A 26,529-nucleotide genomic window follows, 5' to 3' on the forward strand; every position below is an offset into this window, starting at 1 on the left:
CAGGGGGTTCCCTCTTACCTAACCTCCGGTACCATCGCTTGGGTAATCCACATCATATAGAGCAACAATGTAGCAAGCCCTAGGTAAGAAACACCATATAGGAGTCTATGTTTTTTAGAAACGTCATAATATCTCTTATCCTCAGGGGAATTCGCCTCATGCTCCTGATAAAAGGGACGATACTCCATTTCAATGACAAACTCTATTTTTCCATCATCCGTCATGAGAGTACGTATTAAGTGAACCCGTTTTATCTCAGCATGTAGGTCTGGTATGGTTGCAATTCGCCCTAAGCTAGGGTAAAACACATCTAAAAAAGCTCTCTTGCTTGCACGATCTGTATAGTAGCGATAATCAAGCTCTCGCCTGTGTAATTCACTTGGTATGTATGCTCCTACTTCTTCAAATCGATGTGGGTCCAACTTTACGGATAGCATCTCGATTCTCGATCTTTGTTGCCTCATCGGTTTCTTCTTTCTTACATACTTTGCATATAATTGATATACAAACATCACATAAATGATTGACAGTAAAATGCTTCTCAGATAGATAATCAACACTAGGCCCATTATTAAACCGAGCACCCAGAACCAGCGCGAAATCGCAACCACGATTCGTCCACCATCTAGTGGATGAATGGGAACGAGGTTAAACACATTTAAGAAAAAACCAATATAAGCAATCATGTAATAGAAGGAATCACCTGTCACATAACCAAGTATCCAACAGCCCAGCGCTCCAACTGTTCCTAGTAAAGGTCCACCCAAAGCGATAAAAGCTTCCGTTTCTGCATCCCGTGGTTGCTTTTTCATCGTAATAAATGCACCTACAAAGGGGATAAAAGCAGGAGCAGATACAGGCAACCCTCTTTGTTTAGCAGCTAATACATGTCCAATCTCATGAATCAAAATCATCATAACGAAACCAAAGGCCACTTGAAAAGGAGCAATCAACGTATATGCCCAAATCGAGAGGATCATCGAAAGAAGGGTAGGTAAAAATTTTCCTACTTTCAGGAGTGGAAAAAGTACTTTTAACTTGGAACCAAACGTAATGAGCAAAAGCGCCAAACTAGCTAACCATGTTCCGATCGAAGATTTCTTTTTCTTCGGATCCATTTGAATCCCCCATTCCTATTTAACTATCGTTCTCAGGGTTATGATACACTAAATAAAATCGCTTTCATCTTACATTATACAAGGAGGAATTATTCTGAATCGTAAAGTCATCCGTAGTTGGGCTCTTTATGACTGGGCCAACTCGGCATTTGCCACAACCATTATCGCTGCTGTAATGCCAACGTTTTTTTCCGATACAGCGGCCGAGGGGCTGGACCCAGGAACAGCGACTGCTTACTGGGGATACACAGATTCAATTGCCTCCCTATTCGTCTTACTCTTATCCCCAATCTTGGGAGCTATCGCAGATGCTAGTGGTTCTAAAAAAATATTTCTACGTTTCTTTACTTATATCGGTGCTATCTCTTGTCTACTCATGTTTACCATTGGAGCAGGCAATTGGATTTGGGCCTCTTTACTCATATGTATCGGAACGATCGCCTTTTCTGGAGCAAATGTTTTCTATGATGCATTTTTAACTGATATCGCCCCACCAGAAAAAAGGGATTACGTATCGAGTGTCGGCTACTCCTATGGCTATGTTGGTGGGGGAATCCTCCTCGCGGCCCAACTGTATTTTATCTTAAATGCCGAGATGTTTGGGGTCACCACTACCACTGCTACCCAAATTTCACTGGCTTCCGTTGGAGTCTGGTGGTTTCTGTTTGCCATCCCGCTATTTCGAAATGTCCCTGAAAAAAAGATAGCTTCCGAAAAAAGAAGTGCTTGGCAATGGACACGAATTGGGTTTCAAGATGTTCGTCACACACTTAGTAAAATAACAAAATACCCAGAACTAATAAAGTTTCTGATCGCATTTTGGTTTTTCAATGATGGAATTAATACGATTATTAAAATGGCTACCATCTATGGAAAAGAAATCGGCATCGGGACCACACACCTTATCACTGCTCTTCTCCTAACCCAATTTATCGGCTTCCCGAGTACCTTGTTATTTGGAAAGATAGCGGAGAAAGTAGGGTCTAAAATCACTCTATTTATTACGCTATTTACCTATCTCATCTTAGTTTGTATCGGATATTACATGCAATCGGCTATGCATTTCTATATCCTTGCTGGATTAGTTGGACTCGTCCAAGGAGGAAGCCAAGCCATTAGCCGCTCGATCTTTAGTCGTATGGTTCCAGTCTACCATAATACGGAATTTTTCGGTTTCTTTAGTCTAACTGGTAAATGCGCCTCTATCCTGGGCCCATTTGTTTTTGCTTTAGTTGGTCAATTAAGCGGTTCGAGTCGATTAGGCATTTTGTCTCTCGTGTTCTTCTTCGTCGTTGGGATTATTCTGCTATTTAGAGTAAACATAGCAAAAGGCGAGAAGGAAGCACTTGATGACGAAGCACCCCTTTTGAACGTGTAACATGACAATGACGAAAAAACCAAGTATAACCCATAGTAGGGCTATACTTGGTTTAAATCATGTTCTAACTCCTTCATCAATTCCATCACTACTTCTGTTTTATGATTCACTACTTGATCCATCACCGCTTCTTTCTCTTCCTGTGACAGGGATGCCCCCTTGCTAAATAAATGAGTCACAGTCGAATCCTCAAGCAGCTCTTTGGACAAGCCAGTGGCAATTTGCTTCTGGACAGATTTTAAGTCTCGTAATACGCCGCGCCAGTTAAATTTCCAAATGGGGGTATGACGATACAAATACTCTACCACGACACGCTCATCTTGAGTCGTTTTATTGTAGGTTAAGATCTGTTTCTGAAAAAGCTGTGCAACGGATATATGTAAAGCCTTTAACTTCATCAAGTTACTAGGGGTAATTTCATGGTTTCGATACATGTTACTCGCTAGCTGGTTTAACTCCTCGTTAGCCTTTTCTAAATCGCCTTGTTGCACAAATAATACATGTGATGTCTGGGTGACACGTTGAAACTCTTCTTTTGGGAAAAGGTCCATGTGTTCTTCATAATGATTCTTTATCTCTTCTAACATCTGTACCAAGCTTTGATACATCTCTTGCTCGCCTGTAAGAAGCACATATAATAAATCATTGGATTTTTTGAGGCTTTCATATTGCAATACGCGTTCGACAACGGGCTCTACTTCCTCGAAAAATGGCACAGAACCATCTTCTCGTACCACCAAGACTTTCCCTGAAGGATGGAATCGTCCAAAATAGTAAGCCCCTTCATGACCCTCTACAGGAATCTTAGATTCAAAGATCTCTGGCTGTTCTTCTGGTAACGTTTCTTTAAACAGATTCACTATAAAAGTAGGAATCATGCTAGTGTCTTGCATTTCATTTCCTCGCTTCCAAGTTTATCCTCAACAAATTTCCATGCCCCCATCATACCATTTCATTTTCTCTATGATCTATTTAAATTCCTTTTTTTTGTCACATTTCACTCTATCATCATCCTCTTAAAGCAAAAAAGGGACTTAACTAGAAAATCTAGTCAAAACCCTTTTTTGCTTCGAAACATCAACTTATAGCAAGTTGTGCCACCCGTTGTTGCTTCTCCATTACTTCCTCATCTGTCAGGTTAGAAGTACGTTCAATATTAATTTCGCCAAGCAGAGCACCCGCTGTTGAGTCGATGACGGATACATGGATAATTCCATCACTATCGTACTCAAATATCACTTCTAAGGGAGCACCCTTCGCATAATTAGGAAGCTCAATCATCCCATCCCCTACAACCTTTACAAAGTCGAGGTCGCTACTCTCTCCTTCTGTTACTTGAATATGAAGTTGGGTTTGATCATCTACTGTAGTCGTATAATGACCGCTTACCCGGGCAGGAATGACAGTATCTTTTTTCAGTACAATCGAGTTTACTTCCGCTCCATTTTCATCTAATGCAACCACACCCAAGCTATGCGAATTCACATCTTGAACTTCGACAGCAGGAAAAGCCTTGAGCAAATTAGGATCAGAAAGCCCCGCTTTCATATGTAAGAGGGTTCCTTGGATCGAGGCACCCATCGCCACAACCTCGTCCGGATTCACATCTAGCGACGGGCGGATTCCTGTCACACGCTCGATGAGAGCTGGCACAGACCTCATACGGGTAGAGCCTCCGACCATCAAGACACGGTCAATATCTTTCCATTGGAGGCCTGCGTCAGCTAGCACTTGTTCCATGATGACACGGGTCAATTGCAACAAAGAACTCGTTAACTCATCAAATTTTTGACGGGTGAGGGTAATAGATGCATTATGACCCCCGACCGAGATAAATACATTGGTACGCTCTCTGGAAGATAACGTTTTTTTCGCAATCTCCGCTTTATCCCGAAGATCTTGCTCATACATCGGATCCTCTAATAGGTCAATATCACTTTGTGCACGGAATTCTTCATTTAGATAATTCATAACCTCATTGTCAAAGTCACAACCACCTAGATTTTTTGCTCCACCCGTAGATAAAACCCGAAGCCCTTCTGGTGATAACCTCATGATCGTCACATCGAACGTTCCACCTCCGAGGTCATATACCATGATCGTTTGACGTTGATCCATTTTATCTAATCCATAAGCAAGAGCAGCCGCAGTCGGCTCATTGATGATTCGCAATACATTTAAGCCGGCAATCTTGCCTGCATCTTGTGTCGCTTTACGCTGGGCATCATCGAAATAGGCAGGAACGGTAATAACTGCATCTGTTATCTTTTCTCCTGTGAGTGTCTCTGCATCTTCCTTTAGTCGGCGTAAGATGATGGCAGATATCTCTTCAGGTGAATACACTTCTTTCTGTTCGGTAATAAAGCGCCAGTTCTTGTCCCCTACCTGACGCTTTACAAACTGGATCACATTAAAAGGGCTTGCCACTGCTGATCGTTTCGCGATACTACCTACGATAGGGTCTTCCCCATCAAATAAAACAACCGAAGGGGTGATACGTTCTCCCTCTCGGTTCACCAAGATTTCGGGCTTGCCAAACTTGTTCACAACGGAAATGGCGGAATATGTTGTTCCTAAGTCGATCCCTACTACTCTACCCAATGACTTCACTCCTTCAGGGAAGATGGTTCTGTTACTTATACACGATGTTTCTTTATAATCACTTTTGCAGGTCGCAGAATGACCTCTTTATAGCGGAATCCGTTACGGACTACTGCTGCAATCTCATTGTCTTCTTCTTGTACCTCAGTTGGTACCACTTGAACGACTTCTTGATAACGAGGATCAAATGTAATCGATTCTAAGAAAATAGGTTCTACTCCACGTCTATAGAGGATCTCCATTAACTCTCCATTTAACGATTTAAGTAACTCAGCTACTTCGGGTGAGAGGCTTCCATTCTCCGCACCATCTTTATAGATCATTTCCATCCGATCATGCAATAAGATCAAATCTATGTAAAGCGGCCTCAGATTCGTTAATTCTTGATCCTGCTTCATCGAATCCATCTCTTGATATAATCGTTCAAATGCTTGTTCTTTTGTTTTATCGTACGTTAGCCGCTTTTCAACTAAACGAACGAGCGAAGTAAAGTTTGATTGCAAACTAGATAAGAAAGAGAGAACCTGTTGCTGTTGACGATCAACGGGTTTTCCCTCTACATCGCCGGTCCGTTCGCGCATCTGCGGTAAATTCATGCGTTTTGGTTGTTGTGGTAGTTGGGAACCTTGTCCAAATAATCTTCGGTTCTCTTTTTTGGGACCCATACTTGTTCCTCCCTTTGTGCACTAGTTTACATAGATCTATTATAACAGCCTATTTCATAAAAAGTGCTTGGAAAAATGAAACCTAATAAAACTAACATCTTCCATCCCACGAAATTTCTTCTATTTATAGCCACTAACCCAATAAAAGTAATGTGAAAAATACGTCAACTCTATCTATTCCTATTCGTAACTCCATTTTTTCTTCTATTTTATTCGCAAAACGCCCCAGTTGGCAACCACTCTATCAATCTACAAATGTGTTTAGTAAGAATAAAAAGCACGAAAGACCATAATCCCCGTGCTTTTTATTTTCTATTCTTGCGTGTCGCGCATATGCGGAAAGAGCAACACATCACGAATCGATGGTGAATCAGTCAAAAGCATAACTAAGCGATCCATTCCGATTCCTAAACCACCTGTTGGAGGCATCCCGTACTCCATCGCTTCCAAGTAATCTTCATCCATAGGATGCGCTTCGTCGTTACCAGCCGCTTTTTCACTCACTTGAGCTTCGAAACGCTGACGTTGATCAATCGGGTCATTTAGCTCTGTAAAGGCGTTTGCATGTTCACGCCCAACGATGAACAGTTCAAAACGATCCGTAAATCGTGGGTCATCTACATTTTTCTTAGCCAATGGGGAGATCGCTACTGGATGTCCCGTTACGAAGGTAGGTTGAATCAATAAGTGCTCGATCTTTTGCTCAAAGAATTCATTTACAACATGTCCAAATGACATCGTAGGTTCTACATGCACACCATGTTCCTTTGCAATGGCACGAGCTTCTTCATCCGTCATCTGTGCCATGAAATCGACTCCTACATGTTCTTGAATCAGATCTGTCATCGATTTCCGCGTCCAACCTACGGAGAGATCGATTTCTTCCCCCTGGTAGTTGACTTTCGTTGTACCACAAACTTCTAGAGCGATATGCGCAATCATATTTTCGGTTAGGTCCATGATATCGTGATAATCTGCATACGCTTCATATAATTCCAGCATCGTAAACTCAGGGTTATGACGTGTAGAAACTCCTTCATTCCGGTATGCTCGTCCAATCTCGTATACTTTTTCTAATCCGCCTACAATAAGCCGTTTTAACGGAAGCTCTAATGCGATCCTCATATAAAGCGTCATATCCAGAGTATTATGGTGCGTTACAAAGGGACGAGCACTCGCTCCGCCAGCAATCCGATGCAAGGTAGGTGTTTCTACTTCCAGATAGCCATGGTTATTTAGATAGTTACGCATGGAGCTAATCACTTGGCTACGAGCAATAAACGTATCTTTAACCTCCGGATTCATAATCAAATCTAGATAACGTTTCCGGTAACGTTGCTCTACATCTTTAAGCCCATGATATTTTTCAGGTAGTGGGCGAAGAGATTTACTCAAGAAAGAAACCTCTTGTGCGCGAACACTTAATTCTCCGCGATTTGTCTTCATCATAATACCGTGAATCCCGATATAGTCCCCTATGTCCGCCGTTTGGAACGTCTCATACTGCTCATCACCTACTACATCAAGGCGTACGTAGATTTGTACACGTCCGGTTTGATCTTGAAGATGAGCAAAAGAAGCTTTCCCCTGTACCCGCTTTGCCATAAGACGCCCTGCAATGGCTACCTTCTCTTCCCGCTGGGCCAGCTCTTCTTTACTAAATGGTTCAAACCGGCTTGTCACATCCGCTGCATGATGAGTGCGAATAAATTTCTGACCAAACGGATCTACTCCACGATCACGTAGATTTTGTAGTTTCTCACGACGTACTTGCAACAACTCATTCAATTCCTCTTGCACTTGAACTTCAACTCCCCTTAACCCTCTTATTAAACAGCCTTCGCTTCTATATCAGCTTCGCTTTTCTCTACTTGCTCCGCAAAACCTACTAATAAATTCGCCATACCATCTCTTGTTTCTTGCTCATTTACTGCATCCTTGATGATATTCGAGTTACGCAGCCCTTTTAGGTACCACGCAGCATGTTTACGCATCTCACGAACTGCCACCGACTCACCCCGTAGCGCGACCAAACGATCCATATGAAGAATAGCAATCCTCATCTTCTCGCTTGCGCTTGGGTCTGGAGCGAGTGTTCCATTAGTCAAATATTCAACCGTACGGTAAAGCATCCACGGATTCCCCAGAGCCGCACGTCCGATCATCACACCGTCACAGCCCGTTAAGTCTAACATCTTACGCGCGTCTTCTGGTGATGCCACGTCTCCGTTTCCGATAACCGGAATCGAAACAGCTTGCTTCACATCGCGGATAATATTCCAATCGGCTTTTCCTTTGTACATCTGCACACGAGTACGGCCATGTACGGCTATACCTGAGCCACCTGCGCGCTCCACTGCTTGGGCATTTTCAATCGCATAAATATGATCTTCATCCCAACCAATGCGCATCTTTACCGTAACCGGCTTATCGACCACTTCTACTACCGCGGAGACCATTTCATAGATTTTATTTGGATCTAGAAGCCACTTCGCTCCTGAATCATTGTTTACGACTTTCGGTACAGGGCACCCCATATTAATATCAATGATATCTGCATTCGTACATTGGTCAACCACTTTCGCCGCTCCCACTAGGGTCTCACGATCTCCGCCTACGATTTGTAAACTAAGAGGCTTCTCTCGTTCATCGACAAACAACATTTCTTTCGTCCGTTTATTACCATGTAAGATCGCCTTATCACTTACCATCTCTGCACAGACGAGACCGGCTCCAAACTCTTTTGCGATCAGGCGAAAGGCAGGATTACACACCCCAGCCATTGGCGCTAAAACAACTTGATTCTTCAACTCAACATTTCCGATTTTCCACATTTGTTTTTTCCTCCTCCCTTTTCGTAAGCATAGGTTCTAGCTTGAGGATTCCCCGAGGATTTCCTATTTGTTTTACCCAATCACCCAGAGATTCACTGGTTCCTGGTATCAAAAAACGTTCTGTATCCCCCACGACCTCTGCCAATGGAAGAACCACAAATGAACGATCTTTCATCTTCGGGTGTGGGACTTCTAAATTTTCTTTTTGGATCAACAGCTGATCATAAAGTAAAATATCTATATCAATCGTACGAGGTCCGTAGCGGATCACCCTCACACGTTTCAATTCTTGTTCTACTTCCTGACATCGCCTAAGAAGTGCTTCTGCCGATAAAGTCGTTTCTAACTCTGCTACCATATTATAAAAATCGGGCTGATTAAGATAGTCCACTGGATCAGAGCGATAGATCGAGGAGCATGTTCGAACTTGTATATCAGGTGTGTCTTGAATCAGCCTTATGGCTTGCTTTAACTGCCGAACAGGGTCTCCTATATTGGCACCTAATCCTACATATGCACGTACCATTATCGCTTCCCCCGTCTAATCTCAACCCCAACCGATTGATAATACCCCGGAATGGGCGGATCTGGCTTCGTAACACGAACCACAACCTCATCAAGTGGATACCCAGATAACAGACGAGTAGCGATTTCTTCAGCAAGCTTCTCCACTAATTTAAACGGAGCCCCTTCGACAATCTGCTGAACCGTTTCGTACACTTTACCATAATCGACTGTGAGCGTTAAATCATCCGTGTATCCCGCTTCTTGTAAGGAGAGAAACAACTTTAGATCGATCTGAAAGCGTTGGCCTAGTTTATTTTCTTCTGGAAACGCTCCATGATAACCATAAAACAGCATTTTCTCGAAAAATATATGATCCATTCTCGTCTCCTCCTAGTCAAGGGGCGTGTACACCAAAGTATCCATCATTCGGCAGAATCGTACCGTTTCTTGGACATCGTGGACTCTCATGATCTGGCAGCCTTTTTGAATTCCAAAACCAACCGTAGCCAGTGTTCCCTCTACTCTTTCATCAGGGGGAAGATCTAAGATTTTCCCAATCATCGATTTACGGGATGTCCCCAGTAGTACAGGGTATCCCATCTCCACCAATTGATCTACATGTTGCATGACCTGCACATTTTCCTGCAAGTTCTTAGCAAAGCCAATACCGGGGTCTAGCCAGATCCGCTCTGGCTTCACTCCTGCTCGCATCACAAGCTGGATCGAATCTTGTAGATCCTTTTTCACATCTGCTATTAAATCTTGATACTCTGGAACCTCACGATTATGCATCAGGATTACCGGGACATCTAGCTCAGACATCACGCTTGCCATTAACGGATCTTTTTTCGCTCCCCAGACATCATTGATGATATGGGCGCCAGATTGAATCGCTTCCTTCGCAACTTGTGCCTTATACGTATCAATCGAAACAGGAATATCAAGCTCAGATGTAATTCGTTTTACAACCGGAATCACACGCGCTAATTCTTCATCCAATGAGACTGTCTCAGCTCCAGGCCTAGTCGATTCCCCACCGATATCAAGCAAGTCAGCCCCCTCGTCAACCAGTTTCTTCGCATGCAGGAGAGCACGTTCCACTGTTTGATAGTGACCCCCATCCGAAAAAGAATCCGGAGTCACATTTAGAATTCCCATGACCAATGTTCGTTTTCCGATAGGCAACTCTCGGTTCCCCACCCGGAATCCCTTCATAGTAACTGCCTCCTACTTGACATAAGTCTGAAGAAAATTAGCAAGCATCTGCTTGCCAGACTCACTTAAGATTGATTCAGGATGAAACTGAACACCCTCGATAGCAAAAGTACGATGCCGAATCCCCATAATCTCTTTCTCTAATGTCTCAGCCGTAATCTCGAGATCCATCGGGAGTGCATGACGTGCTACCATCAGCGAGTGGTAGCGGGTCGCGATAATCGGGTTTGGTAAATGAGAAAATACCCCTTTTCCATCATGAAATATCTCTGACACCTTCCCATGCATTGGCCTCTTGGCTCGGACCACATTTCCTCCGAAGACTTCTGCTATCGCCTGGTGGCCCAAACATACACCGAGTATCGGAATTTTTCCAGCAAAGGTACGAATCACTTCCATCGAAATCCCGGCCTCCTCTGGAGATCCCGGGCCAGGTGAGATAATGATTGCCGATAAAGAACGCTCTTCTAATTCTTCTATTGTGACTTGATCGTTTCGTACAACCCACAAGACTTCGCCCAGATCACCAAAATACTGGACCAAATTGTACGTAAACGAATCATAGTTATCGATCATACAAATCATTATTTCGCTCATCTCAACTCAAATATAATGTCTTCCTATTCTAGCATAAAAACGAGAATGGTTCATCTTTCGTTCTTGACAAACTGGGTGGATTCTGTTCTAGGTGTCAATAAAAAAGGACACGTATGAAACCAACTATGGTTGATACGTATCCCTTTTCTAGATTTCCCCTATTCAAACTGATATAGCGGTGTGGTTAAATACCTCTCCCCACTACTCGGAATAACAGCCACAACCTTCTTCCCGGCACCGAGGCGACGTGCTACTCTCAAGGCAGCTGATACCGCAGCCCCTGAAGAAATTCCTCCTAAAACTCCTTCTTCACGAGCTAATTTGCGAGCAAATTCGAACGCATCTTCAATATCAACTTGCATAACCTCATCGTAAATCTCGGTGTTTAAAATCTTCGGAACGAAACCAGCCCCAATCCCTTGGATTTTATGTGGACCCGGCTTACCACCAGATAAGACAGGAGAAGCGGATGGCTCTACCGCAACGACTTGAACATGTGGAATTTTTTCTTTTAAAACCGTTCCCACACCCGTAATCGTCCCTCCTGTTCCAACACCTGCTACAAAAGCATCCAATTCTCCATCAACCTGTTCCAATAACTCGAGTGCTGTGGTTTCAATATGCACTTTTACATTATCCATATTATTAAATTGTTGAGGCATAAAGTATTCTGGATTTGCTTCCGCTAGCTCCGTTGCTTTTACAATGGCGCCCCGCATGCCTTCCGCTCCGGGTGTCAAAATGATTTCCGCTCCATAGGCTCGAAGTAAATTACGGCGCTCCATGCTCATCGTATCTGGCATAACAAGAATAGCAGGATATCCCTTCGCTGCCGCTACCATAGCGAGTCCAATTCCGGTATTACCACTAGTCGGCTCAATAATCACACTCCCTGGCTTTAGTTCACCACGCTTCTCTGCTTCCTCGATCATGCTTTTGGCGATTCGGTCTTTTACACTTCCACCTGGGTTAAAGAATTCTAATTTCAAATATATATCTGCATCGGCTTTTCCTACGATATGGTTTAGTTTTACAAGGGGAGTAGAGCCGATTAGGTCTAGAATGCTATTTGCCACTTTCATTATTTGTCCTCCTATTTCCGAGTAAGGATAGGGATTTTATTGCCTTTATCTTATCAAGTTTAGAGTGAACCATCAATTAAATATGTTATCCATTAATCTAGGCCCGAAATCCCCTCCAGTATCTCCTCAAGCTCTTCCTTCGAAAAGTGATACTTAGAATTGCAGAAATGACAAACCACCTCTGCTTTTCCATCCTGCTCGATGATATCTTGTAGCTCCTTTTTCCCTAAGCTCGCTAACATCGATTTAGTCTTCTCCAGAGAACACGAACATCGGAACTCGATGGTTTTACGACCCAAGATTTCAGCATCGTCCCCGAGCAGACGATACAACATATCTTCAGGAGTTAACCCGCTTTCGAGCAGAGAAGTCACAGATGGTATCTCCATGATTCGCTTCTCTAATTCATTGATGGACTCATCACTCGCACCAGGCAAAACCTGAATCATATAGCCACCCGCAACGAGAATTTGATCCCGATTGACGATTACACCTAGCCCAATCGAAGAAGGTACTTGTTCTGAAGTGGAGTAGTAGTAAGTAAAGTCTTCTGCTAACTCTCCCGATACAATAGGGGCTGATCCTCGGTAAGGCTCCCGCATCCCAATATCTCTCATGATGTAAATATACCCTTGTCCTATCCCACCCGATACGTCAATTTTTCCATTTTCTTTTAACGGAATCATCACATCAGGTTGATCGACATAACCACGCACATGCCCCTCACCATTGGCCACGACCATGACCTCACCAAGCGGCCCATCGCCTTTTACTTGAATGGTTACTACATCTTTTTTGTTCTTTAACTCTAAACCCATGAGCGCACCCATCGTGGCCGTTCTTCCGAGGGCCGCACTTGCTGTAGGGAATGTAACATGCTTTCTTTGTAACTCTTGAACTAACTGAGTTGTATTCGCAGCAAAGCCACGGAAACCGCCATCTTTTGATATGGCTCTTACTACATAATCGGACATAAAAGAGATGCCTCCCTAAAAATGTTTCTTACTCTCGTACAAAAAAAAGAGGCGAATCACTCGCCCCCCTTTTTTATTTTGGATCGTCTTTCTTCTCATCTTTTTCATCTACATCAGTTGGCTTCACATCATCCAAGTCATTAGGAGTTTCTGGAGCTTCGTCAACTTTTTCCTCAATCGAAGGCTCTACATCCAACTCTTCTTTCCCTTGGATATTCACTTTCACATCATCGTCTACAGGCTTATCGTCAATCTTACCTGTATCGAGTAACTGCTTGATTTGCTCTTCATCCAGCGTTTCTCTAGACAATAGTGTTTGGGCTAGGAGCTCTAACTGATCTCTACGCTCATTTAAAATATCCATCGCACGCTTATAACATGTACGAATGAGTTCCTGCATCTCTGAGTCAATTTCATACGCCACTTGATCACTGTAGTTCTGCTCATGACCAATATCGCGTCCTAGGAACACCTGCCCTTGAGAACGACCAAACTGCATGGTGGCTAAGCGATCACTCATACCATATTCCGTAATCATCGACCGCACGATTGCCGTGGCCTTTTCGAAGTCATTGCTAGCGCCTGTACTAACTTCACCAAAGATAATTTCTTCCGCCACACGTCCCCCCAAGATCCCTGTCACGCGATCAAGGAGTTCTCCCTTCGTAGCAAGATAGCGATCTTCTTTTGGTAAGGACATCACATATCCACCTGCTTGCCCACGCGGTACAATCGTTACTTTGTGGACAATATCTGCATTTGGTACGTAATATCCGACAATAGCATGACCTGCTTCATGATACGCAACGATTTTACGTTCTTTCTCGCTAACCACACGGCTCTTCTTAGCAGGACCTGCAATCACACGGTCAACCGCTTCGTCGACTTCATCCATGGTAATTTTCTTCTTATTTTCACGAGCCGCAAGAAGTGCCGCTTCGTTTAACAAGTTCTCTAAATCTGCACCAGAGAAGCCCGTTGTACGCTGAGCAATCACTTTCAATTTTACGCTTTCAGCTATTGGCTTGTTGCGAGCATGTACCTTTAGAATCGCTTCACGACCTTTAACATCTGGACGACTCACGAGGATTTGTCGGTCAAAACGACCTGGTCGTAACAAAGCAGGATCCAAGATATCAGGACGGTTCGTCGCTGCTATCATAATGATTCCAGAATTGCCATCAAATCCATCCATCTCAACGAGTAACTGGTTCAATGTCTGCTCACGCTCATCGTGACCGCCGCCTAAACCCGCTCCACGTTGACGACCTACCGCATCGATCTCGTCGATGAAGATAATACAAGGCGCATTTTTCTTCGCCTGTTCAAATAGATCACGAACACGGGAAGCACCCACCCCTACAAACATCTCAACAAAGTCCGAACCACTGATGGAGAAGAAAGGCACTTTGGCTTCTCCAGCCACGGCCCGTGCAAGGAGGGTTTTTCCTGTCCCTGGAGGCCCTACAAGAAGTACGCCCTTCGGAATCCGTGCACCCATCGCGACAAAACGACGATTATCTTTGAGGAAGTCAACAATCTCAACAAGCTCTTGCTTTTCCTCATCAGCACCTGCCACATCGTGAAATGTGACACGCTTCTTCTCATCGTTATATAATCTAGCCTTACTCTTACCAAAGTTCATAACTCGATTGCCGCCACCCTGGGCGTTGTTCAGTAAGAAGAAAAACAGTAAGAGAACAATAACTAAAGGAATAATCGTAGAAAGCGCAGTAACCCAAATCGACTCTTGCTTTGGAGGACTTGTCGTATACGATATCTGATTCGTTTCCAGTAACTTAACGATGTCACTCTCCATCATAGGAGTCTGAGTTGAATACATCTTCGTTTTCTTTGGATCTTTTGGGTCTTTCATCTTACCATCAATACGGTAAGTAAATCCCTCAGGCAGAAGTTTCGCATCGATAATCTGCTTCTGCTCTATTTTTTGTTTAAACTGAGTGGTGTTAAGCTGCTCCAGGTCATTCCCAGAGTTAGCCACCAAATTTACGACCCCAATGGTCACAAGGATGAGAATTGCATATAGTATTCCATTCCTAAGGAAGAAGTTTTTCATCCCTGGCCTCCTCTCGATCCACTTTTTTCATTTTACCATAGCCATTTGAAACGAAACAATAGTTGGTCAAAAAAGATCAAACTAACTAAGAAGAATATACTTCTTCCTTCAAAATACCGATGTACGGTAGGTTGCGATAAATCTCACGATAATCTAGACCATACCCAATGACGAATTCGTCAGGGATTTCATATCCACAATAATCAGGGACCAAGTCCACTTTGCGTCGAGCTGGTTTATTCAGTAACGTAACAACTTTTACTGACTTTGCGTTACGCCCTTTTAACAACTCGATTAGATAGCTTAATGTTAGGCCCGTATCAATAATATCTTCCATAATCAAGACGTCTCTTCCTTCTACCGAAGAGTCTAGATCTTTCAGGATTCGTACCACTCCTGAAGATTTAGTAGACGCACCATAGCTCGATACTGCCATAAAATCCATCTCAAGCGGAATGCTTATCGCGCGTGTTAAATCAGCCATAAACGGAGCTGCCCCTTTTAATATGCCCACACAAAGCGGAAGCGTATTAGCATATTCGTCCGATAAGAGCTTCCCTAATTCCTTTACTTTGGATTGGATCTTCTCCTCTGAAATCAATACTTCTTTCACATCTTGATGCATGAATGGCCCCCCTAAAACAATCATTTATGTATACCCAGCAAAATCATTCTAACATTTTATAAGAATGCCATCGTAAATACAAATAGTAGCTCGTCTGATTTGTAACAGGAGCCATGGCAGACCTTCTCACACCCGGAATCCATAAGACTTGGTCATCTATGTGAACAACAGGGATTAGATCCCTCAAATGTCTAGGGATTTGTTTCTCGATCATGAGCTCTTTTACCTTTTTTGTACCGTGAAGGCCGAAACAACTCATTCGATCGCCCGCCTTTCGAGGACGAACAAAAAACGAACTAGTGGGCACCTGTTCATAATCAAAAACCGCAGATGGTAGCGAAAAGAACCATTCCTCTGGCGGAGGCTGGTCAAACAAACAAGCTTCTATTGCACCAAGAGATGGATGGTACTCCGTCTTTCCTGGTATATTCAATTTTAATTCTTCCCATGTCAGTGTGGTTGCTTCGTCCTTGCTGGATTGTTTCAGAATTGTGACGATCTCATAGCTTTTCCGTACTATAATCCCTTTCTCCAAATGGATTTCACCACTAGGAGCAGGTGATGAGATCCAATGACGAATCTGTTCGATACGAGAATATGTAATTTCTACATCTGACAACCATTCCAGACTACTTAATATTAGTTTAACTACTCTACGCTGTAAAGCAATAGATAGATCCTGAAACCTCTTACGAGACCATGACACTTGCCTATGATCTTGTGACAACGAAATTCCCTCTAACGCCTTATTCTCCCATTCTTTCCAAACTTCTTCTTCTTCAAGCATACGGGCACCTAACTGTGAGATGGTTTCTTTTACCTTCGGATTCATCTTTTCTAGCTCTGGGAAGATTTGAAGACGTAAGAAGTTACGCGTATATTCCTTTGAGAGATTACTTTGATCGGTTCGAGGCATAAGGTGCTGCTGATTACAGTATGTATCAATCATCTTTCTGGAGCTGGATAAGAGGGGGCGAATCAGCTCCAGATCGTCCCACTTCCTTCGGATCGGAATTCCAATCAAACCCGAAGAATGAGTTCCGCGAATCAATCTCATTAAAATCGTCTCAGCTTGATCATCTTGATGGTGTCCCAAAGCAACATAGCCAAATGATTCCCTCTTTGCTACCTTAGCAAGCGCCTCGTACCGAAGCCTTCTCGCGATATCTTGTTTATTTCCACCCTCTTGACGCAAAGCTCCCCTCACATCCACCCACTCAACCCAGCAAGAAACCCCTAACTGGGAACAAATCTCTTTTACATACTGCTCATCTAACAAGCTTTCTTCTCCGCGCAACTGGTGATTCACATGAATCACGCCCATCCTCCAGTTGTACTCCTGTGAGAGGTCTTTCAAAATATGTAACAATGCGATTGAATCAGGTCCTCCAGAAACGGCCACTAAAATGGAGGCATATTCTGGAATCCTTAATTCCTGTTGCATGACACGATCAACCATTTCTCTCAACATTGCAACCACACCTCCCGTTCTGTCACCTAATTTCAAGATAAAACAGTCCAAAAGCCCCTAGATCACTCTAGGGACTCCTTCACTCACTTATACTACTGATGTTATGTCTTTTCTCAAAAAGAAGCAAATCCCCTAGCTGTTCGGTACTTCCTGTGGACGTTCGATCGGTCGCACATTCGATAGGCGAATCGTAGACCATTCGGATGTGTGCTTCTCTACTTTGGATACTAGAACCGTCATATCATCTGGAATCTCTCCCTGACGATATCGGACAATCTTTTCTAGCAGACAATCGGCAAAGTCCTGTGGATCTTTGGTATCGATTTCGTTAATGATCTTGGTGATAAACGCATCCTTATTCACCGTATTATGTGCCGCATCATAGATTCCATCTGTCATCATCACGATCAGATCACCTGCTTGTAATTGCGTTTCAATCGGTTCTACATCAATCTCCTTCAAAATCCCAATCGGCGGATTAGAAGCAGAAAGTTTTAGGACCTTTTTCCCCCGTTTGATAAATCCGGGGGTTGAACCGATCTTCATAAACCGACCCTTTGCCGAATTCAAATCGATCATCGCCAAATCTATCGTAGCAAACACTTCATCAGACGTTCGCAAACTTAGGATCGAATTGATTGTCTCGACAGCTCGTTCTTCATTCATGCCCGCTTGGAGCAACCGGCGTAGTAACTTCAACGCTGCATTGCTCTCCTCTTGTGCTCTTTGACCATTCCCCATGCCATCACTTAATGCCACTGCAAACCGGCCCGTCCCCAAGTTCATGTAACAGTAGCTATCACCGGATACCATCGCTCCTCCCTTGGCTGCGTTGGCTACACCCGATTTCAACTCAAAACGCTGTGCAGATCCAAGGGTAATAATCGCTCCTTGTGTACCGTCCTGTACCACTTTCCGATATACGCTGATCGGCTCCCCTAACACTTCAGTCATCAAAGGGGCAATTAGTTTTTTACATTCATCAAACAAATCCTGATGAGGAAGGAAAACTTCTATCTCTACTTTCCCCTCCGCTAGATTTAAAATTTCGACTCGCTGAAACTGTATCCCTAATTCATCCAGAGCCGCGTGAATCTGTTCTTCTTGAGCGTGCATCACTTGTGTCTCGATACGAATCTCCGTCGCCAGCTTGTCCATCACTTCCGCCATACCCGTCAATTGATCCCCCACCAATCTCCGAGTATCTTTAATCTTGTCTCGCCAATACAGTGTGTGCTCATAATGCGCATACTGATCCTGAAAGCTACGAACAACCTGATCCGGCCTAATACAATATTCATCCCAAGCTTGTGGGATCGGCACATGATTCCGTGCCCCTACCTGTTCAACGACGGTCATCAGACTCGTCATCCCTTGATAGGTTTTCATGATATTGCCTTCCCAACATTGCTGAAATTGGGCGCACCCCATACAACTATGTTCCATCGTGGTCGTAACAAATTGATGGACTTGATCCTCATCTTCTCGCTGTTGCTTCGTCATATCTTCCCGAAAACTACTCGCCAGTTCATAAAATAGATTCGTAAAATGCTCCACTTTAGCCGCTGTCACATCACGCAAGCGCCTAACGTAGTCCTGTTGTTCCATCTGATTCTCCCACGTACCTGGAACAAACTTAGCCACTGTGTGAAACAAACGATCCGGTGTTAAGAAAAAGAGTAGCAGTGCTAGCAGTGTTTCTTGCATCGATATCCACAGGTTCGGTGGGGGAGCTCCGTACAAGCTTAGAATGGTTGTGCCGAGTAAAAAACCGATCGCAACCCCTAGCCTCTTCCCCTCCTTAAACAATCCAGCCAATAAGCCCGCAAATGCTAATAAACTAATCTGCAGAACCGATTTTGGATTCGATAGATGGAGAATCAAACCCGTCACAACCCCCATCGACGAACCCAGCATCGACCCACCGACAATGGCTAGAACAAGAATCAAGTAACGTGAAACGATATTTACAATCTCTAAGTCCGCGATCGCCCAGCCCAGCGTCCCTGTCATCACGGAGCCTAATAGAATCACCAAGCAGACCATTTCCTCGTGCTTTAAGCCGGCTTTATTCCGCTTTACCGTGAAAACCGGGAGCGCCTGAACAAAAATGAAGGTAAGAATAAAACTGATCAAAATGTCTACTCCAGCTAATAAATACTGATAATTGGTAAAGGTATCAAAATACCAGATGGCTACCATATTTCCAAGCATGCTACTGGTTAACACGATCATGGGAGCTGAATACAACGTCGCCTTGCCAAACGTTTGAAACAACTTATACACACCGAGCAACAAAACAAGATAGGCGGTAATCTTCCCCGCATGAATCATCGAGATGGTAGTGGCTCCCACGATGAGAGATGCCATCACAACTGGCCATTGCTTCCTACTGAGAAAAAGCATCACCGCTAGATACGCCAAAGCAAATGGGGAAACAGATTCCAATATTAACGCTCTACCCAATAAAAAGCCCATCACCATAATCGGTACATTCCATGAGATGAGTCTCTTATGAACTCGATGCGATCCGCTTCTTATCTTTTTCATCGGTGACTTCCAAATATGTTTGATCCGTGTCATCATTTCCATCATTTGGCTTTGCACCCCCGTTTAACAGTTTGTGTCACTCATTATAAACAGAGGAAATCAGATAAGTTTGTCAAAATCACACCCGGTCAAGAAAAAAGTTATCGACACACTCTGCCAAAGAACCATGTCAGGGGTTTCAAGCCCTTGAAGAAGAATGTATGTCAAAACGAAAGAAACCCTAACCTGTACATCGGGTGTACAAGCTAGGGTTTTATCGTCACATCTTGTCAAATCAAAAAGATGTCGCTGTTCGTCCGACAAATCTTCTTATTACTCGTCTTTCATAAAAGAAGATTTGTCGAGTTTCATCTACACACGTCTTTTACTTGGTGCAGGGGGTACTGGGAACATCTTCGCATCTTGGATAAACGGAGGGATCAGTTTACCCTCTGTCTGTAACCGAATCATTTGATCCAATGTTCGCAGTGCGTGAACCTGTTGCCGTTTCTTCAAATGCCCTTTTTCTAAGGAATCCGCAAACTCATCTATATCAATCAAGTCATAATGGCCGTCTGGATGTACAATTAGATCAAACAAAAGGTCAACCATAACGTAACGTAATCGCCCTGTCTGGTGCATTTGCATCACATCACAATAATAGTAAAGAAACTCCCCGTTCCGATGAAAAACTTTTGAAATCGTATATCCTTTGCGAACAAAGTAGTAAGTAAGGAAAATTCGTTTTCCATCTGGATTTGCATATTGTGTTGCAAAACAATACCTCCCGCGCCAGTCACGGACTAGTTCGGTGTATGTCTTGTTAATGGTGGTAAACTTAATTTTTTTAATTATGACATCCACACGAACTCCTACTTCCTTCATATGTATTTTACATCCACATGAAATCATTTCATTTTTTAAAGTCATGAAAAAAAGACGGAATCCGTTCCCTTTTCAGGGAGCTTCCCGCCTTCTCCTCTCTTACCATTTGGTAGCGGCGAAGGGGCTCGAACCCCTGACCTCACGGGTATGAACCGTACGCTCTAGCCAGCTGAGCTACACCGCCATATTTGGTTGCGGGGACAGGACTCGAACCTGCGACCTTCGGGTTATGAGCCCGACGAGCTACCACTGCTCCACCCCGCGACATTATTATATCTTCTAACAACATGCTTAATTCTATTACATATAAAGCACCATTGTCAACTGTTTATCTAAACTTTTTCTCTAGGGGATTCCTTAGGTAAAATAAAACTCCCATGGGGCGGGAGTTGATTACGATCTATTCGGATTCCAATTCAAAATTTTGTTCGTTCTTCTTGCCATAGCCTAGACGATGGGCTTGCTCTAGTAGATATTTTGGGTCCTCTAGTCTTTGCAAATCCTGGTCCAATCGCTGGGATTCCTGTCTAAGTTTCTCCAGCTCTTGGGACTTCTTTGCCAATATATCTTCACGATCCCAAATTTTCATCTGCTGGATCACAAGCTGTACTCCGAACCAAATAAAAAATAGGATCGCACTTACTAGCCAGATGAGCCGGCGTCGTTTTGCTTTTGGATGAAGTTTCCGAATGGGAGTACGTGCCTGAGTTGCGAAATCTAGATCTGGTGTGTCAGTTGTTGGTTGACGAAAGGTAAGTACTTTCGAATTATTACGATGTTGAGTCATTCTAAATCATCCTTTTTCTTACGCTGTCTCCATTTTTCTATCCATTTCTTCCCCAGCAGGACTCCTCGATTGATATAAGGACGTACATGAGGTTCGATTCGCTTCGTAATCGGTCTACATAGCCATAGAAGGGGCCTACAGAAAATCTGGAGCATCTTCCAAAAAAGTTGAAGTACGAACAAAAGAAGTTTGCGGATGAGCCCGATCGTAAACAGAATAGGGCGAATCACAATCACCTGGGTGGCTTTGATATGAAATTGAATAATCCATTCTACCACACGGATACATATCTCAATTAGACGTGTCGTGACTTTGCTTAACCATTGATAGTAGAGAAAAACTCCCAATATAATGGCCAGAAAAATATAGAAACGAAGTTCTCCCCAGTTACTCCAGAAGAGTACACTAAAAACTAAGCCACTACAAACAAACCAATAAAGCAAGTCAATCAACGACACTGCCCAACCACGTATGTGGAAGCGTCCTTTCAATACCCGATAGGTATCTAAGATAACACCTAAACAAAAGCCAGAACCTAGCATGAGAAGCATGGTCAGATACTGAGTATGTAGGGTCACTTAAATAACCTGCCTAACAAGTTTTTTTGCCGTTCGGATGGGGGTGTATTCGTATCTAGATAACTAATATCATCAAACTGCCCTTCAATCGTTACCATTCCAGACATGAGGTCTAGGTTTTTGATATGAAGCTCACGTCCCCGGATTCCCAAGTAACCGCAATCCGTCCCTAGCAAAAATTCCTCGCTATCAAAGCTTTCAACGCCAACTACCCCGCTCACTTCAAGCATGTTTCGATTTTTACAGATAATTTCATGAGGTCGTTGTCTTCGTTCCTCCATCTAACACGCCCCCTTTATGGTACATCTTATGGGGGGGAGGACAAGATTAGAACCCGCCTTCTCCTTCCGTATCAATCCGACCGGAATCAGCTACTTGTTCTTCTTTAACGATCTCATACATCGTATCTGCTTCTTCTTTCCTCACATGTTCAAGCAAGCGCAGTACATTTGCTGTCACCACTTTTTGGCCAAAACGAATGGATATTTCATCCCCTACAGCCACAACCGTCCCTGCTTTCACCACTTTTCCGTTTACTTTCACTCGTCCTTGATCGCATACCTCTTTGGCTAAGGTTCTTCTCTTAACCAAACGAGATACTTTTAAAAACTTATCTAAACGCATCTATATGTCTCCCCCATATTCGTCTTTCGCATGTGTGGAGGGATAACAGAGTTGTTCTGTTTACCTACTTAAAATCCTGCCAAACATGCGTTTGGTGTAGTAAGCGATCATCAAACATTTTTTGCCTCATTCCACCAAGCATCTAGCTGTTCCATCGATATCTCTTGAATAGACTGCCCTAGCTCATTTGCTTTTTCCTCCAAATAAGAGAACCGATACAGGAATTTTTGATTGGCACGAATTAGTGCTAGTTCTGGATCGACTTGTAGCCATCGTGCTAGTGAGCCGAGAGCAAATAGCAAGTCTCCCAATTCCTCTTCCCGTTCTGCTTGGTTTTCCGCTTGTACCACCTCAGCCAATTCCTCACGCACTTTTAATAAAACACCTTCCACGGAGTCCCAATCAAAACCGATCTTAGCCGCTTTTTTCTGCATCTCAAATGACTTTAAAAGGGTTGGATACTCTTTTGGGATTCCTGACAAGATCGACTCATCTTCTTGTCCATATTCCCCACGTTCCTGCTTTTTAATCTCTTGCCAATTCGAAATCACTTGATCCGAATCCGTTACCTCTGTTTCTCCAAACACGTGCGGATGTCGTCTGATCATTTTTTCTGTTAGATTCTCAATCACATCACGAATGTCAAACGTTCCCTCATCTCGTCCGATTTGGGCATGAAGGAGTACTTGAAGCAACACATCCCCTAGCTCATCCGCTAACGAATCCTCATCTCCATTATGGATCGCTTCGATCGCTTCATATGCTTCCTCAATCAAATAAGGGCGCAGGCTCTCATGTGTCTGTTTACGATCCCAAGGGCAGCCGTCAGGACTACGCAGGGTTTCAATCACTTCCACCAAATAATCAAACTGTCTGTATAACGAACTCTCTTGACGTACAGGAGGCACATATACCGTTGATAAATCCGTAAACAAATCCGCATGATCTAACTCGTACAGAGGAACTTCCACGACCTTTTCTAAGCTTGGAATCCCTAGAGCCGTACCGATTATGACATTGTGATCAGCTGGATATACCTCCATGAGGCTTAACTTCACATCAGACGCAATGAATCGATCATATACCTGTCCCACCAATATATGCATACGCGGATTCAATTGATGTGCCTTTACATCATTTCCGTCCACCATTTGAAATCCTTCGATCGGGTCAATCTGTAGTCTTGCAAAAGCCGCATCTAAGAAGCTCCCTCCACCCATGATTTCTACGTCGATTTCTGCCTCCGTCTGCTCTTGTAACAAGATCTGAACCGTACGCTCCGCCACCATCGGGTGTCCTGGAACTGCGTACACCACTTGCCGATGCTCTTTCGCTAATCCGATTAATTGGGATGCGATTTCTTCATACACTTCTTCAAATTGGTGATGCTTTTCATACACCTCATCAAACGAATGAAAGGAAGCCCCTTGGTTCTTCATCCAGTCCACAACTGGATGCTTTACGGTTCGAAGCCAAATCACAGGGGCATTCTGTAATAAATTCCACGTCCCGATATTTAAGCTTGTTTCATCCCCAAATCCTAAACCTACGATCGTAATAGTCTGTTTCATCACTCACACCACCTTTATCTTCTTAGCCAACGAAATTTATGAACCATTGATTGCAGTTTTGGGAGTTGTTCTAAGTCCTCATCTGAAATGAGATGAAAACGAAACAGCGCAAAGATATAGACCAAGACCCCAACTATTACCGTAACAAGAGAGATAAACGTCATGCTCACCCGACCATGGGCCTCACCAAATCCCAAGCGAAGCATCTCGAGGACTCCTTTCGTGCTAACAACTAACAAGAGAATCGTGAGTACACTGCCCCAGATCTGAGCCCCTTTGTTCCCCATTTTACCAGTAAACTGCTGCAGGCAGGCTCGCAGAGTCAGATATGTAGAAAGCGCATAAGCCATTACGGAAGCCCAAGCCGCCCCCTCTATCCCCAGATGTGGAATCAGATTATAATTCAATCCAATCTTCAGAATCGAACCCAAAAACAAGAAAAGAACGGGTAAGTATAGCTTCCCAAAACCCTGCAGAACCCCAACTGATGTAATCCCTAATGTAGAAAAAAAGGCGGAAAAAGCGAGTATCGCGAGCGCAGTAGAGCCCGCGGAATCCTCAAATAACATCACATTTACCGGCTCAGCTATCATAAACAATCCGATAGAAGCAGGCAATCCTAACATCCACGTAACCCGTAGTGCTAGGCGGGCTCGTTTCTCTGCCTTCTCCACTTCACCGCGTGCTCGCAGATCCGCTATCGATGGCACAAGCGATAATGAAATAGCCGCCGCAAAAAAAGATGCAAACTGAATAAGAGGTTGTCCACGATCGTAAATCCCCTTCTGAGCAATCGCAAAGGCTTCCCCCTTCTCCTGTTCTAAAATATTGGCCACTGTAAAGGAGTCCACTAATTGATATAGTGGTAATACCAGTGATCCCAGACAAATCGGGAACGCAATCAGAAATACCTCTTTTAATACTTCTCGTTTCCTTTTTAAAGGTTGTCTTATTTTAACACCTGCTCCCGCTGTCCGTTCAACCCCCTTCTTTCTCATATAGACCAGAAGGACGATAAAACCTGCTACCGCACCCGTAAAAGATCCAAACACAGCACCAGCCCCGGCATAAACCGGACCATATCCCAGCGTAATCATCAAGTAGGACAGAATCAGGATCGTAAAAACGCGCACAAACTGCTCAATCACTTGCGAGACAGCTGTTGGCATCATATCTTGATAACCTTGAAAATATCCTCTTGCCGCAGCCATTACCGGGATGACTAAGAGTGCAAACGAAACCGTTTCAATCGGCAGAGTCAACATCGCTTCATTCCCCATCCACTGCGCAAACCAAGGTGCCCCAAAAAATAAAAGGGAGAAAAAGAACACACCCGTTATGAGTAGACCCATTGATGATACATAATATACTTGCTTGGCACCTACCTCATCCCCTACCGCAACCCGCTCTGATACCACCTTCGAGATCGCAAGCGGAAATCCAGCAGTCGCCAATATAATCAAAGTGCTAAATAACGGATACACTTGCTGGTACACATACATGCCTTCATTACCTGTTATATTTTGATAAGGAATCCGATATATAGCCCCTAGTATTTTACAAACAAGCCCCGCCAAGCCTAGAATCGTGGCTCCTTTGATAAATGACTTCTCCACAATCTCCGCTCCGCCTTTCATTGTACATGTCCTCCATTATACACAAAAAAACACCCTATCCGTTTAGATAAGGGCGTTTCTCCAATCCTATTGTTCCATTTGCTTCCCAAGAAACGATGCGGCAGTACCTGCTAATTTCGCTTCCATATCACCAATCCTTGTACCATCCTTCTTGGAGATTAAAATCACAGCTCCAATAGGATCTCCACCTGCAATAATAGGGACGATAATATAAGATTGATACTCTTCGGGACTCCCTTTTAAAATTTCAACTGTACTTTGTGAAGTATCTGATTGGGGACGTCGATGCTCCATCGCTAACTCCACTATTTCACCTATAGGCTTCTCCAAATATTCTTTTTTGGATGCTCCTGCTACTGCAATCACGCTATCTCGATCACAGATCAGCGTAGTATGTTGCAAGTTTTCATACAAAGCTTCTGTATACTCTTGTGCAAAGTTACTAAGTTCACCGATGGGTGAGTATTTTTTTAAAATTACCTCTCCATCACGATCGACGAATATTTCCAAAGGATCTCCTTCACGGATTCGAAGGGTACGGCGTATTTCCTTGGGAATAACCACACGCCCGAGATCATCGATCCGGCGAACGATGCCGGTTGCTTTCATAGAAAATATTGCCTCTCTTTCCTATAAAGATTCAATCATTCCTTGACTTACCATCTTACGACCATAGTATGAGACTGCCTTCCATTATTTATTCCAAAAGGTTCAATGTATAAATATCAAAAAAGTGATTCTGTATAAATAAAAAAACGCCTCTACGAATGAAGC

General features: G+C 43.6%; 25 protein-coding genes and 2 tRNA genes. 1 reads left to right on the forward strand and 26 read right to left on the reverse strand.

Going from position 1 to position 26,529, the window contains the following annotated elements:
- Positions 1-14: 14 nt before the first annotated feature.
- On the reverse strand, positions 15-1,118 hold the full coding sequence (locus BLU58_RS09655) for a site-2 protease family protein (protein ID WP_093292005.1): 1,104 nt from the start codon (positions 1,116-1,118) through the stop codon (positions 15-17).
- Positions 1,119-1,227: 109 nt separating this feature from the next.
- Here BLU58_RS09655 and BLU58_RS09660 point away from each other — a divergent pair, with 109 nt between their 5' ends.
- Complete coding sequence (locus BLU58_RS09660; protein ID WP_369813736.1) at positions 1,228-2,496, forward strand: MFS transporter; 1,269 nt, start codon at positions 1,228-1,230, stop codon at positions 2,494-2,496.
- A 41-nt stretch (positions 2,497-2,537) separates the two neighbouring features.
- Here the strand turns inward: BLU58_RS09660 and BLU58_RS09665 are convergent, their stop codons facing one another.
- From BLU58_RS09665 to spoVT, 25 genes are all read right to left on the reverse strand, one after another.
- The gene (locus BLU58_RS09665) at positions 2,538-3,389 is read right to left on the reverse strand and encodes a hypothetical protein (RefSeq protein ID WP_093292007.1); all 852 of its coding nucleotides are present in this window, start codon (positions 3,387-3,389) and stop codon (positions 2,538-2,540) included.
- A gap of 184 nt (positions 3,390-3,573) precedes the next feature.
- Positions 3,574-5,097, reverse strand: a complete 1,524-nt coding sequence (locus BLU58_RS09670; protein ID WP_093292008.1) for an Hsp70 family protein — start codon at positions 5,095-5,097, stop codon at positions 3,574-3,576.
- A 35-nt stretch (positions 5,098-5,132) separates the two neighbouring features.
- Positions 5,133-5,762: a nucleotide exchange factor GrpE gene (locus BLU58_RS09675; RefSeq protein WP_072332951.1), complete on the reverse strand. Its 630-nt coding sequence runs from the start codon at positions 5,760-5,762 to the stop codon at positions 5,133-5,135.
- A 312-nt stretch (positions 5,763-6,074) separates the two neighbouring features.
- Positions 6,075-7,562, reverse strand: a complete 1,488-nt coding sequence (lysS, locus tag BLU58_RS09680) for a lysine--tRNA ligase (protein WP_093292009.1) — start codon at positions 7,560-7,562, stop codon at positions 6,075-6,077.
- A gap of 29 nt (positions 7,563-7,591) precedes the next feature.
- Positions 7,592-8,596: a tRNA dihydrouridine synthase DusB gene (gene dusB / locus BLU58_RS09685; protein WP_093292010.1), complete on the reverse strand. Its 1,005-nt coding sequence runs from the start codon at positions 8,594-8,596 to the stop codon at positions 7,592-7,594.
- Positions 8,574-9,122, reverse strand: coding sequence for a 2-amino-4-hydroxy-6-hydroxymethyldihydropteridine diphosphokinase (gene folK, locus BLU58_RS09690; RefSeq protein ID WP_093292011.1), 549 nt, complete (start codon positions 9,120-9,122; stop codon positions 8,574-8,576). The genes dusB and folK overlap by 23 nt, the downstream gene beginning before the upstream one ends.
- Positions 9,122-9,481, reverse strand: a complete 360-nt coding sequence (gene folB, locus BLU58_RS09695; RefSeq protein ID WP_093292012.1) for a dihydroneopterin aldolase — start codon at positions 9,479-9,481, stop codon at positions 9,122-9,124. The genes folK and folB overlap by 1 nt, the downstream gene beginning before the upstream one ends.
- Before the next feature lie 12 nt (positions 9,482-9,493).
- Entirely contained in the window at positions 9,494-10,318 is an 825-nt protein-coding gene (gene folP, locus BLU58_RS09700; RefSeq protein ID WP_093292013.1) for a dihydropteroate synthase, read from the reverse strand.
- 12 nt (positions 10,319-10,330) lie between these two features.
- Entirely contained in the window at positions 10,331-10,903 is a 573-nt protein-coding gene (locus BLU58_RS09705; RefSeq protein WP_093292014.1) for an anthranilate synthase component II, read from the reverse strand.
- A gap of 170 nt (positions 10,904-11,073) precedes the next feature.
- On the reverse strand, positions 11,074-11,997 hold the full coding sequence (cysK, locus tag BLU58_RS09710) for a cysteine synthase A (RefSeq protein ID WP_093292015.1): 924 nt from the start codon (positions 11,995-11,997) through the stop codon (positions 11,074-11,076).
- A 92-nt stretch (positions 11,998-12,089) separates the two neighbouring features.
- The gene (hslO, locus tag BLU58_RS09715) at positions 12,090-12,971 is read right to left on the reverse strand and encodes an Hsp33 family molecular chaperone HslO (RefSeq protein WP_093292016.1); all 882 of its coding nucleotides are present in this window, start codon (positions 12,969-12,971) and stop codon (positions 12,090-12,092) included.
- Positions 12,972-13,044: 73 nt separating this feature from the next.
- Positions 13,045-15,048, reverse strand: coding sequence for an ATP-dependent zinc metalloprotease FtsH (gene ftsH, locus BLU58_RS09720; RefSeq protein ID WP_093292017.1), 2,004 nt, complete (start codon positions 15,046-15,048; stop codon positions 13,045-13,047).
- Positions 15,049-15,133: 85 nt separating this feature from the next.
- Entirely contained in the window at positions 15,134-15,673 is a 540-nt protein-coding gene (gene hpt, locus BLU58_RS09725; protein ID WP_072332985.1) for a hypoxanthine phosphoribosyltransferase, read from the reverse strand.
- A 43-nt stretch (positions 15,674-15,716) separates the two neighbouring features.
- Positions 15,717-17,144, reverse strand: a complete 1,428-nt coding sequence (gene tilS / locus BLU58_RS09730; protein WP_093292018.1) for a tRNA lysidine(34) synthetase TilS — start codon at positions 17,142-17,144, stop codon at positions 15,717-15,719.
- A gap of 132 nt (positions 17,145-17,276) precedes the next feature.
- Positions 17,277-19,739: a stage II sporulation protein E gene (gene spoIIE, locus BLU58_RS09735; protein WP_093292019.1), complete on the reverse strand. Its 2,463-nt coding sequence runs from the start codon at positions 19,737-19,739 to the stop codon at positions 17,277-17,279.
- A 306-nt stretch (positions 19,740-20,045) separates the two neighbouring features.
- On the reverse strand, positions 20,046-20,558 hold the full coding sequence (locus tag BLU58_RS09740) for a ribonuclease FAU-1 family protein (RefSeq protein WP_176786596.1): 513 nt from the start codon (positions 20,556-20,558) through the stop codon (positions 20,046-20,048).
- Between the two features lie 107 nt (positions 20,559-20,665).
- Positions 20,666-20,742, reverse strand: a tRNA-Met gene (locus BLU58_RS09745).
- A gap of 5 nt (positions 20,743-20,747) precedes the next feature.
- Positions 20,748-20,822 (reverse strand) — tRNA-Met (locus tag BLU58_RS09750).
- A 136-nt stretch (positions 20,823-20,958) separates the two neighbouring features.
- Positions 20,959-21,345: an FtsB family cell division protein gene (locus BLU58_RS09755; RefSeq protein WP_093292021.1), complete on the reverse strand. Its 387-nt coding sequence runs from the start codon at positions 21,343-21,345 to the stop codon at positions 20,959-20,961.
- Positions 21,342-21,923 (reverse strand): spore cortex biosynthesis protein YabQ, encoded by a 582-nt coding sequence (gene yabQ, locus BLU58_RS09760; protein WP_093292022.1) that lies wholly within the window; start codon positions 21,921-21,923, stop codon positions 21,342-21,344. Before yabQ ends, BLU58_RS09755 begins: the two co-directional genes overlap by 4 nt.
- Positions 21,920-22,204 carry a sporulation protein YabP gene (yabP, locus tag BLU58_RS09765; protein WP_093292023.1) on the reverse strand — a complete coding sequence of 95 codons (285 nt, stop codon included), beginning with the start codon at positions 22,202-22,204 and terminating at the stop codon, positions 21,920-21,922. The genes yabQ and yabP overlap by 4 nt, the downstream gene beginning before the upstream one ends.
- Before the next feature lie 46 nt (positions 22,205-22,250).
- On the reverse strand, positions 22,251-22,547 hold the full coding sequence (locus BLU58_RS09770; protein ID WP_093292024.1) for an RNA-binding S4 domain-containing protein: 297 nt from the start codon (positions 22,545-22,547) through the stop codon (positions 22,251-22,253).
- Positions 22,548-22,657: 110 nt separating this feature from the next.
- Positions 22,658-24,118, reverse strand: a complete 1,461-nt coding sequence (gene mazG, locus BLU58_RS09775) for a bifunctional methyltransferase/pyrophosphohydrolase YabN (protein WP_093292025.1) — start codon at positions 24,116-24,118, stop codon at positions 22,658-22,660.
- A gap of 14 nt (positions 24,119-24,132) precedes the next feature.
- Complete coding sequence (locus tag BLU58_RS09780; RefSeq protein WP_093292026.1) at positions 24,133-25,755, reverse strand: putative polysaccharide biosynthesis protein; 1,623 nt, start codon at positions 25,753-25,755, stop codon at positions 24,133-24,135.
- Positions 25,756-25,821: 66 nt separating this feature from the next.
- Positions 25,822-26,364, reverse strand: coding sequence for a stage V sporulation protein T (spoVT, locus tag BLU58_RS09785; protein WP_093292027.1), 543 nt, complete (start codon positions 26,362-26,364; stop codon positions 25,822-25,824).
- Between the last annotated feature and the right edge of the window lie 165 nt (positions 26,365-26,529).

Origin of the sequence: Thermoactinomyces sp. DSM 45892 (assembly GCF_900107305.1) — a bacterium.
GTDB lineage: Bacteria > Bacillota > Bacilli > Thermoactinomycetales > Thermoactinomycetaceae > Baia.

What these genes read in the sequence shown, in the direction of transcription:
- BLU58_RS09655 (WP_093292005.1), bottom strand. Translation starts at nt 1,118, where the DNA reads ATGGATCCGAAGAAAAAGAAATCTTCGATCGGAACATGGTTAGCTAGT.
- BLU58_RS09665 (WP_093292007.1), bottom strand. Translation starts at nt 3,389, where the DNA reads ATGCAAGACACTAGCATGATTCCTACTTTTATAGTGAATCTGTTTAAA.
- BLU58_RS09675 (WP_072332951.1), bottom strand. Translation starts at nt 5,762, where the DNA reads ATGGGTCCCAAAAAAGAGAACCGAAGATTATTTGGACAAGGTTCCCAA.
- dusB (WP_093292010.1), bottom strand. Translation starts at nt 8,596, where the DNA reads ATGTGGAAAATCGGAAATGTTGAGTTGAAGAATCAAGTTGTTTTAGCG.
- folK (WP_093292011.1), bottom strand. Translation starts at nt 9,122, where the DNA reads ATGGTACGTGCATATGTAGGATTAGGTGCCAATATAGGAGACCCTGTT.
- folB (WP_093292012.1), bottom strand. Translation starts at nt 9,481, where the DNA reads ATGGATCATATATTTTTCGAGAAAATGCTGTTTTATGGTTATCATGGA.
- folP (WP_093292013.1), bottom strand. Translation starts at nt 10,318, where the DNA reads ATGAAGGGATTCCGGGTGGGGAACCGAGAGTTGCCTATCGGAAAACGA.
- BLU58_RS09705 (WP_093292014.1), bottom strand. Translation starts at nt 10,903, where the DNA reads ATGATTTGTATGATCGATAACTATGATTCGTTTACGTACAATTTGGTC.
- cysK (WP_093292015.1), bottom strand. Translation starts at nt 11,997, where the DNA reads ATGAAAGTGGCAAATAGCATTCTAGACCTAATCGGCTCTACTCCCCTT.
- hslO (WP_093292016.1), bottom strand. Translation starts at nt 12,971, where the DNA reads ATGTCCGATTATGTAGTAAGAGCCATATCAAAAGATGGCGGTTTCCGT.
- ftsH (WP_093292017.1), bottom strand. Translation starts at nt 15,048, where the DNA reads ATGAAAAACTTCTTCCTTAGGAATGGAATACTATATGCAATTCTCATC.
- hpt (WP_072332985.1), bottom strand. Translation starts at nt 15,673, where the DNA reads ATGCATCAAGATGTGAAAGAAGTATTGATTTCAGAGGAGAAGATCCAA.
- tilS (WP_093292018.1), bottom strand. Translation starts at nt 17,144, where the DNA reads ATGTTGAGAGAAATGGTTGATCGTGTCATGCAACAGGAATTAAGGATT.
- spoIIE (WP_093292019.1), bottom strand. Translation starts at nt 19,739, where the DNA reads ATGATGGAAATGATGACACGGATCAAACATATTTGGAAGTCACCGATG.
- BLU58_RS09740 (WP_176786596.1), bottom strand. Translation starts at nt 20,558, where the DNA reads ATGAAGGAAGTAGGAGTTCGTGTGGATGTCATAATTAAAAAAATTAAG.
- BLU58_RS09755 (WP_093292021.1), bottom strand. Translation starts at nt 21,345, where the DNA reads ATGACTCAACATCGTAATAATTCGAAAGTACTTACCTTTCGTCAACCA.
- yabP (WP_093292023.1), bottom strand. Translation starts at nt 22,204, where the DNA reads ATGGAGGAACGAAGACAACGACCTCATGAAATTATCTGTAAAAATCGA.
- BLU58_RS09770 (WP_093292024.1), bottom strand. Translation starts at nt 22,547, where the DNA reads ATGCGTTTAGATAAGTTTTTAAAAGTATCTCGTTTGGTTAAGAGAAGA.
- mazG (WP_093292025.1), bottom strand. Translation starts at nt 24,118, where the DNA reads ATGAAACAGACTATTACGATCGTAGGTTTAGGATTTGGGGATGAAACA.
- BLU58_RS09780 (WP_093292026.1), bottom strand. Translation starts at nt 25,755, where the DNA reads ATGAAAGGCGGAGCGGAGATTGTGGAGAAGTCATTTATCAAAGGAGCC.
- spoVT (WP_093292027.1), bottom strand. Translation starts at nt 26,364, where the DNA reads ATGAAAGCAACCGGCATCGTTCGCCGGATCGATGATCTCGGGCGTGTG.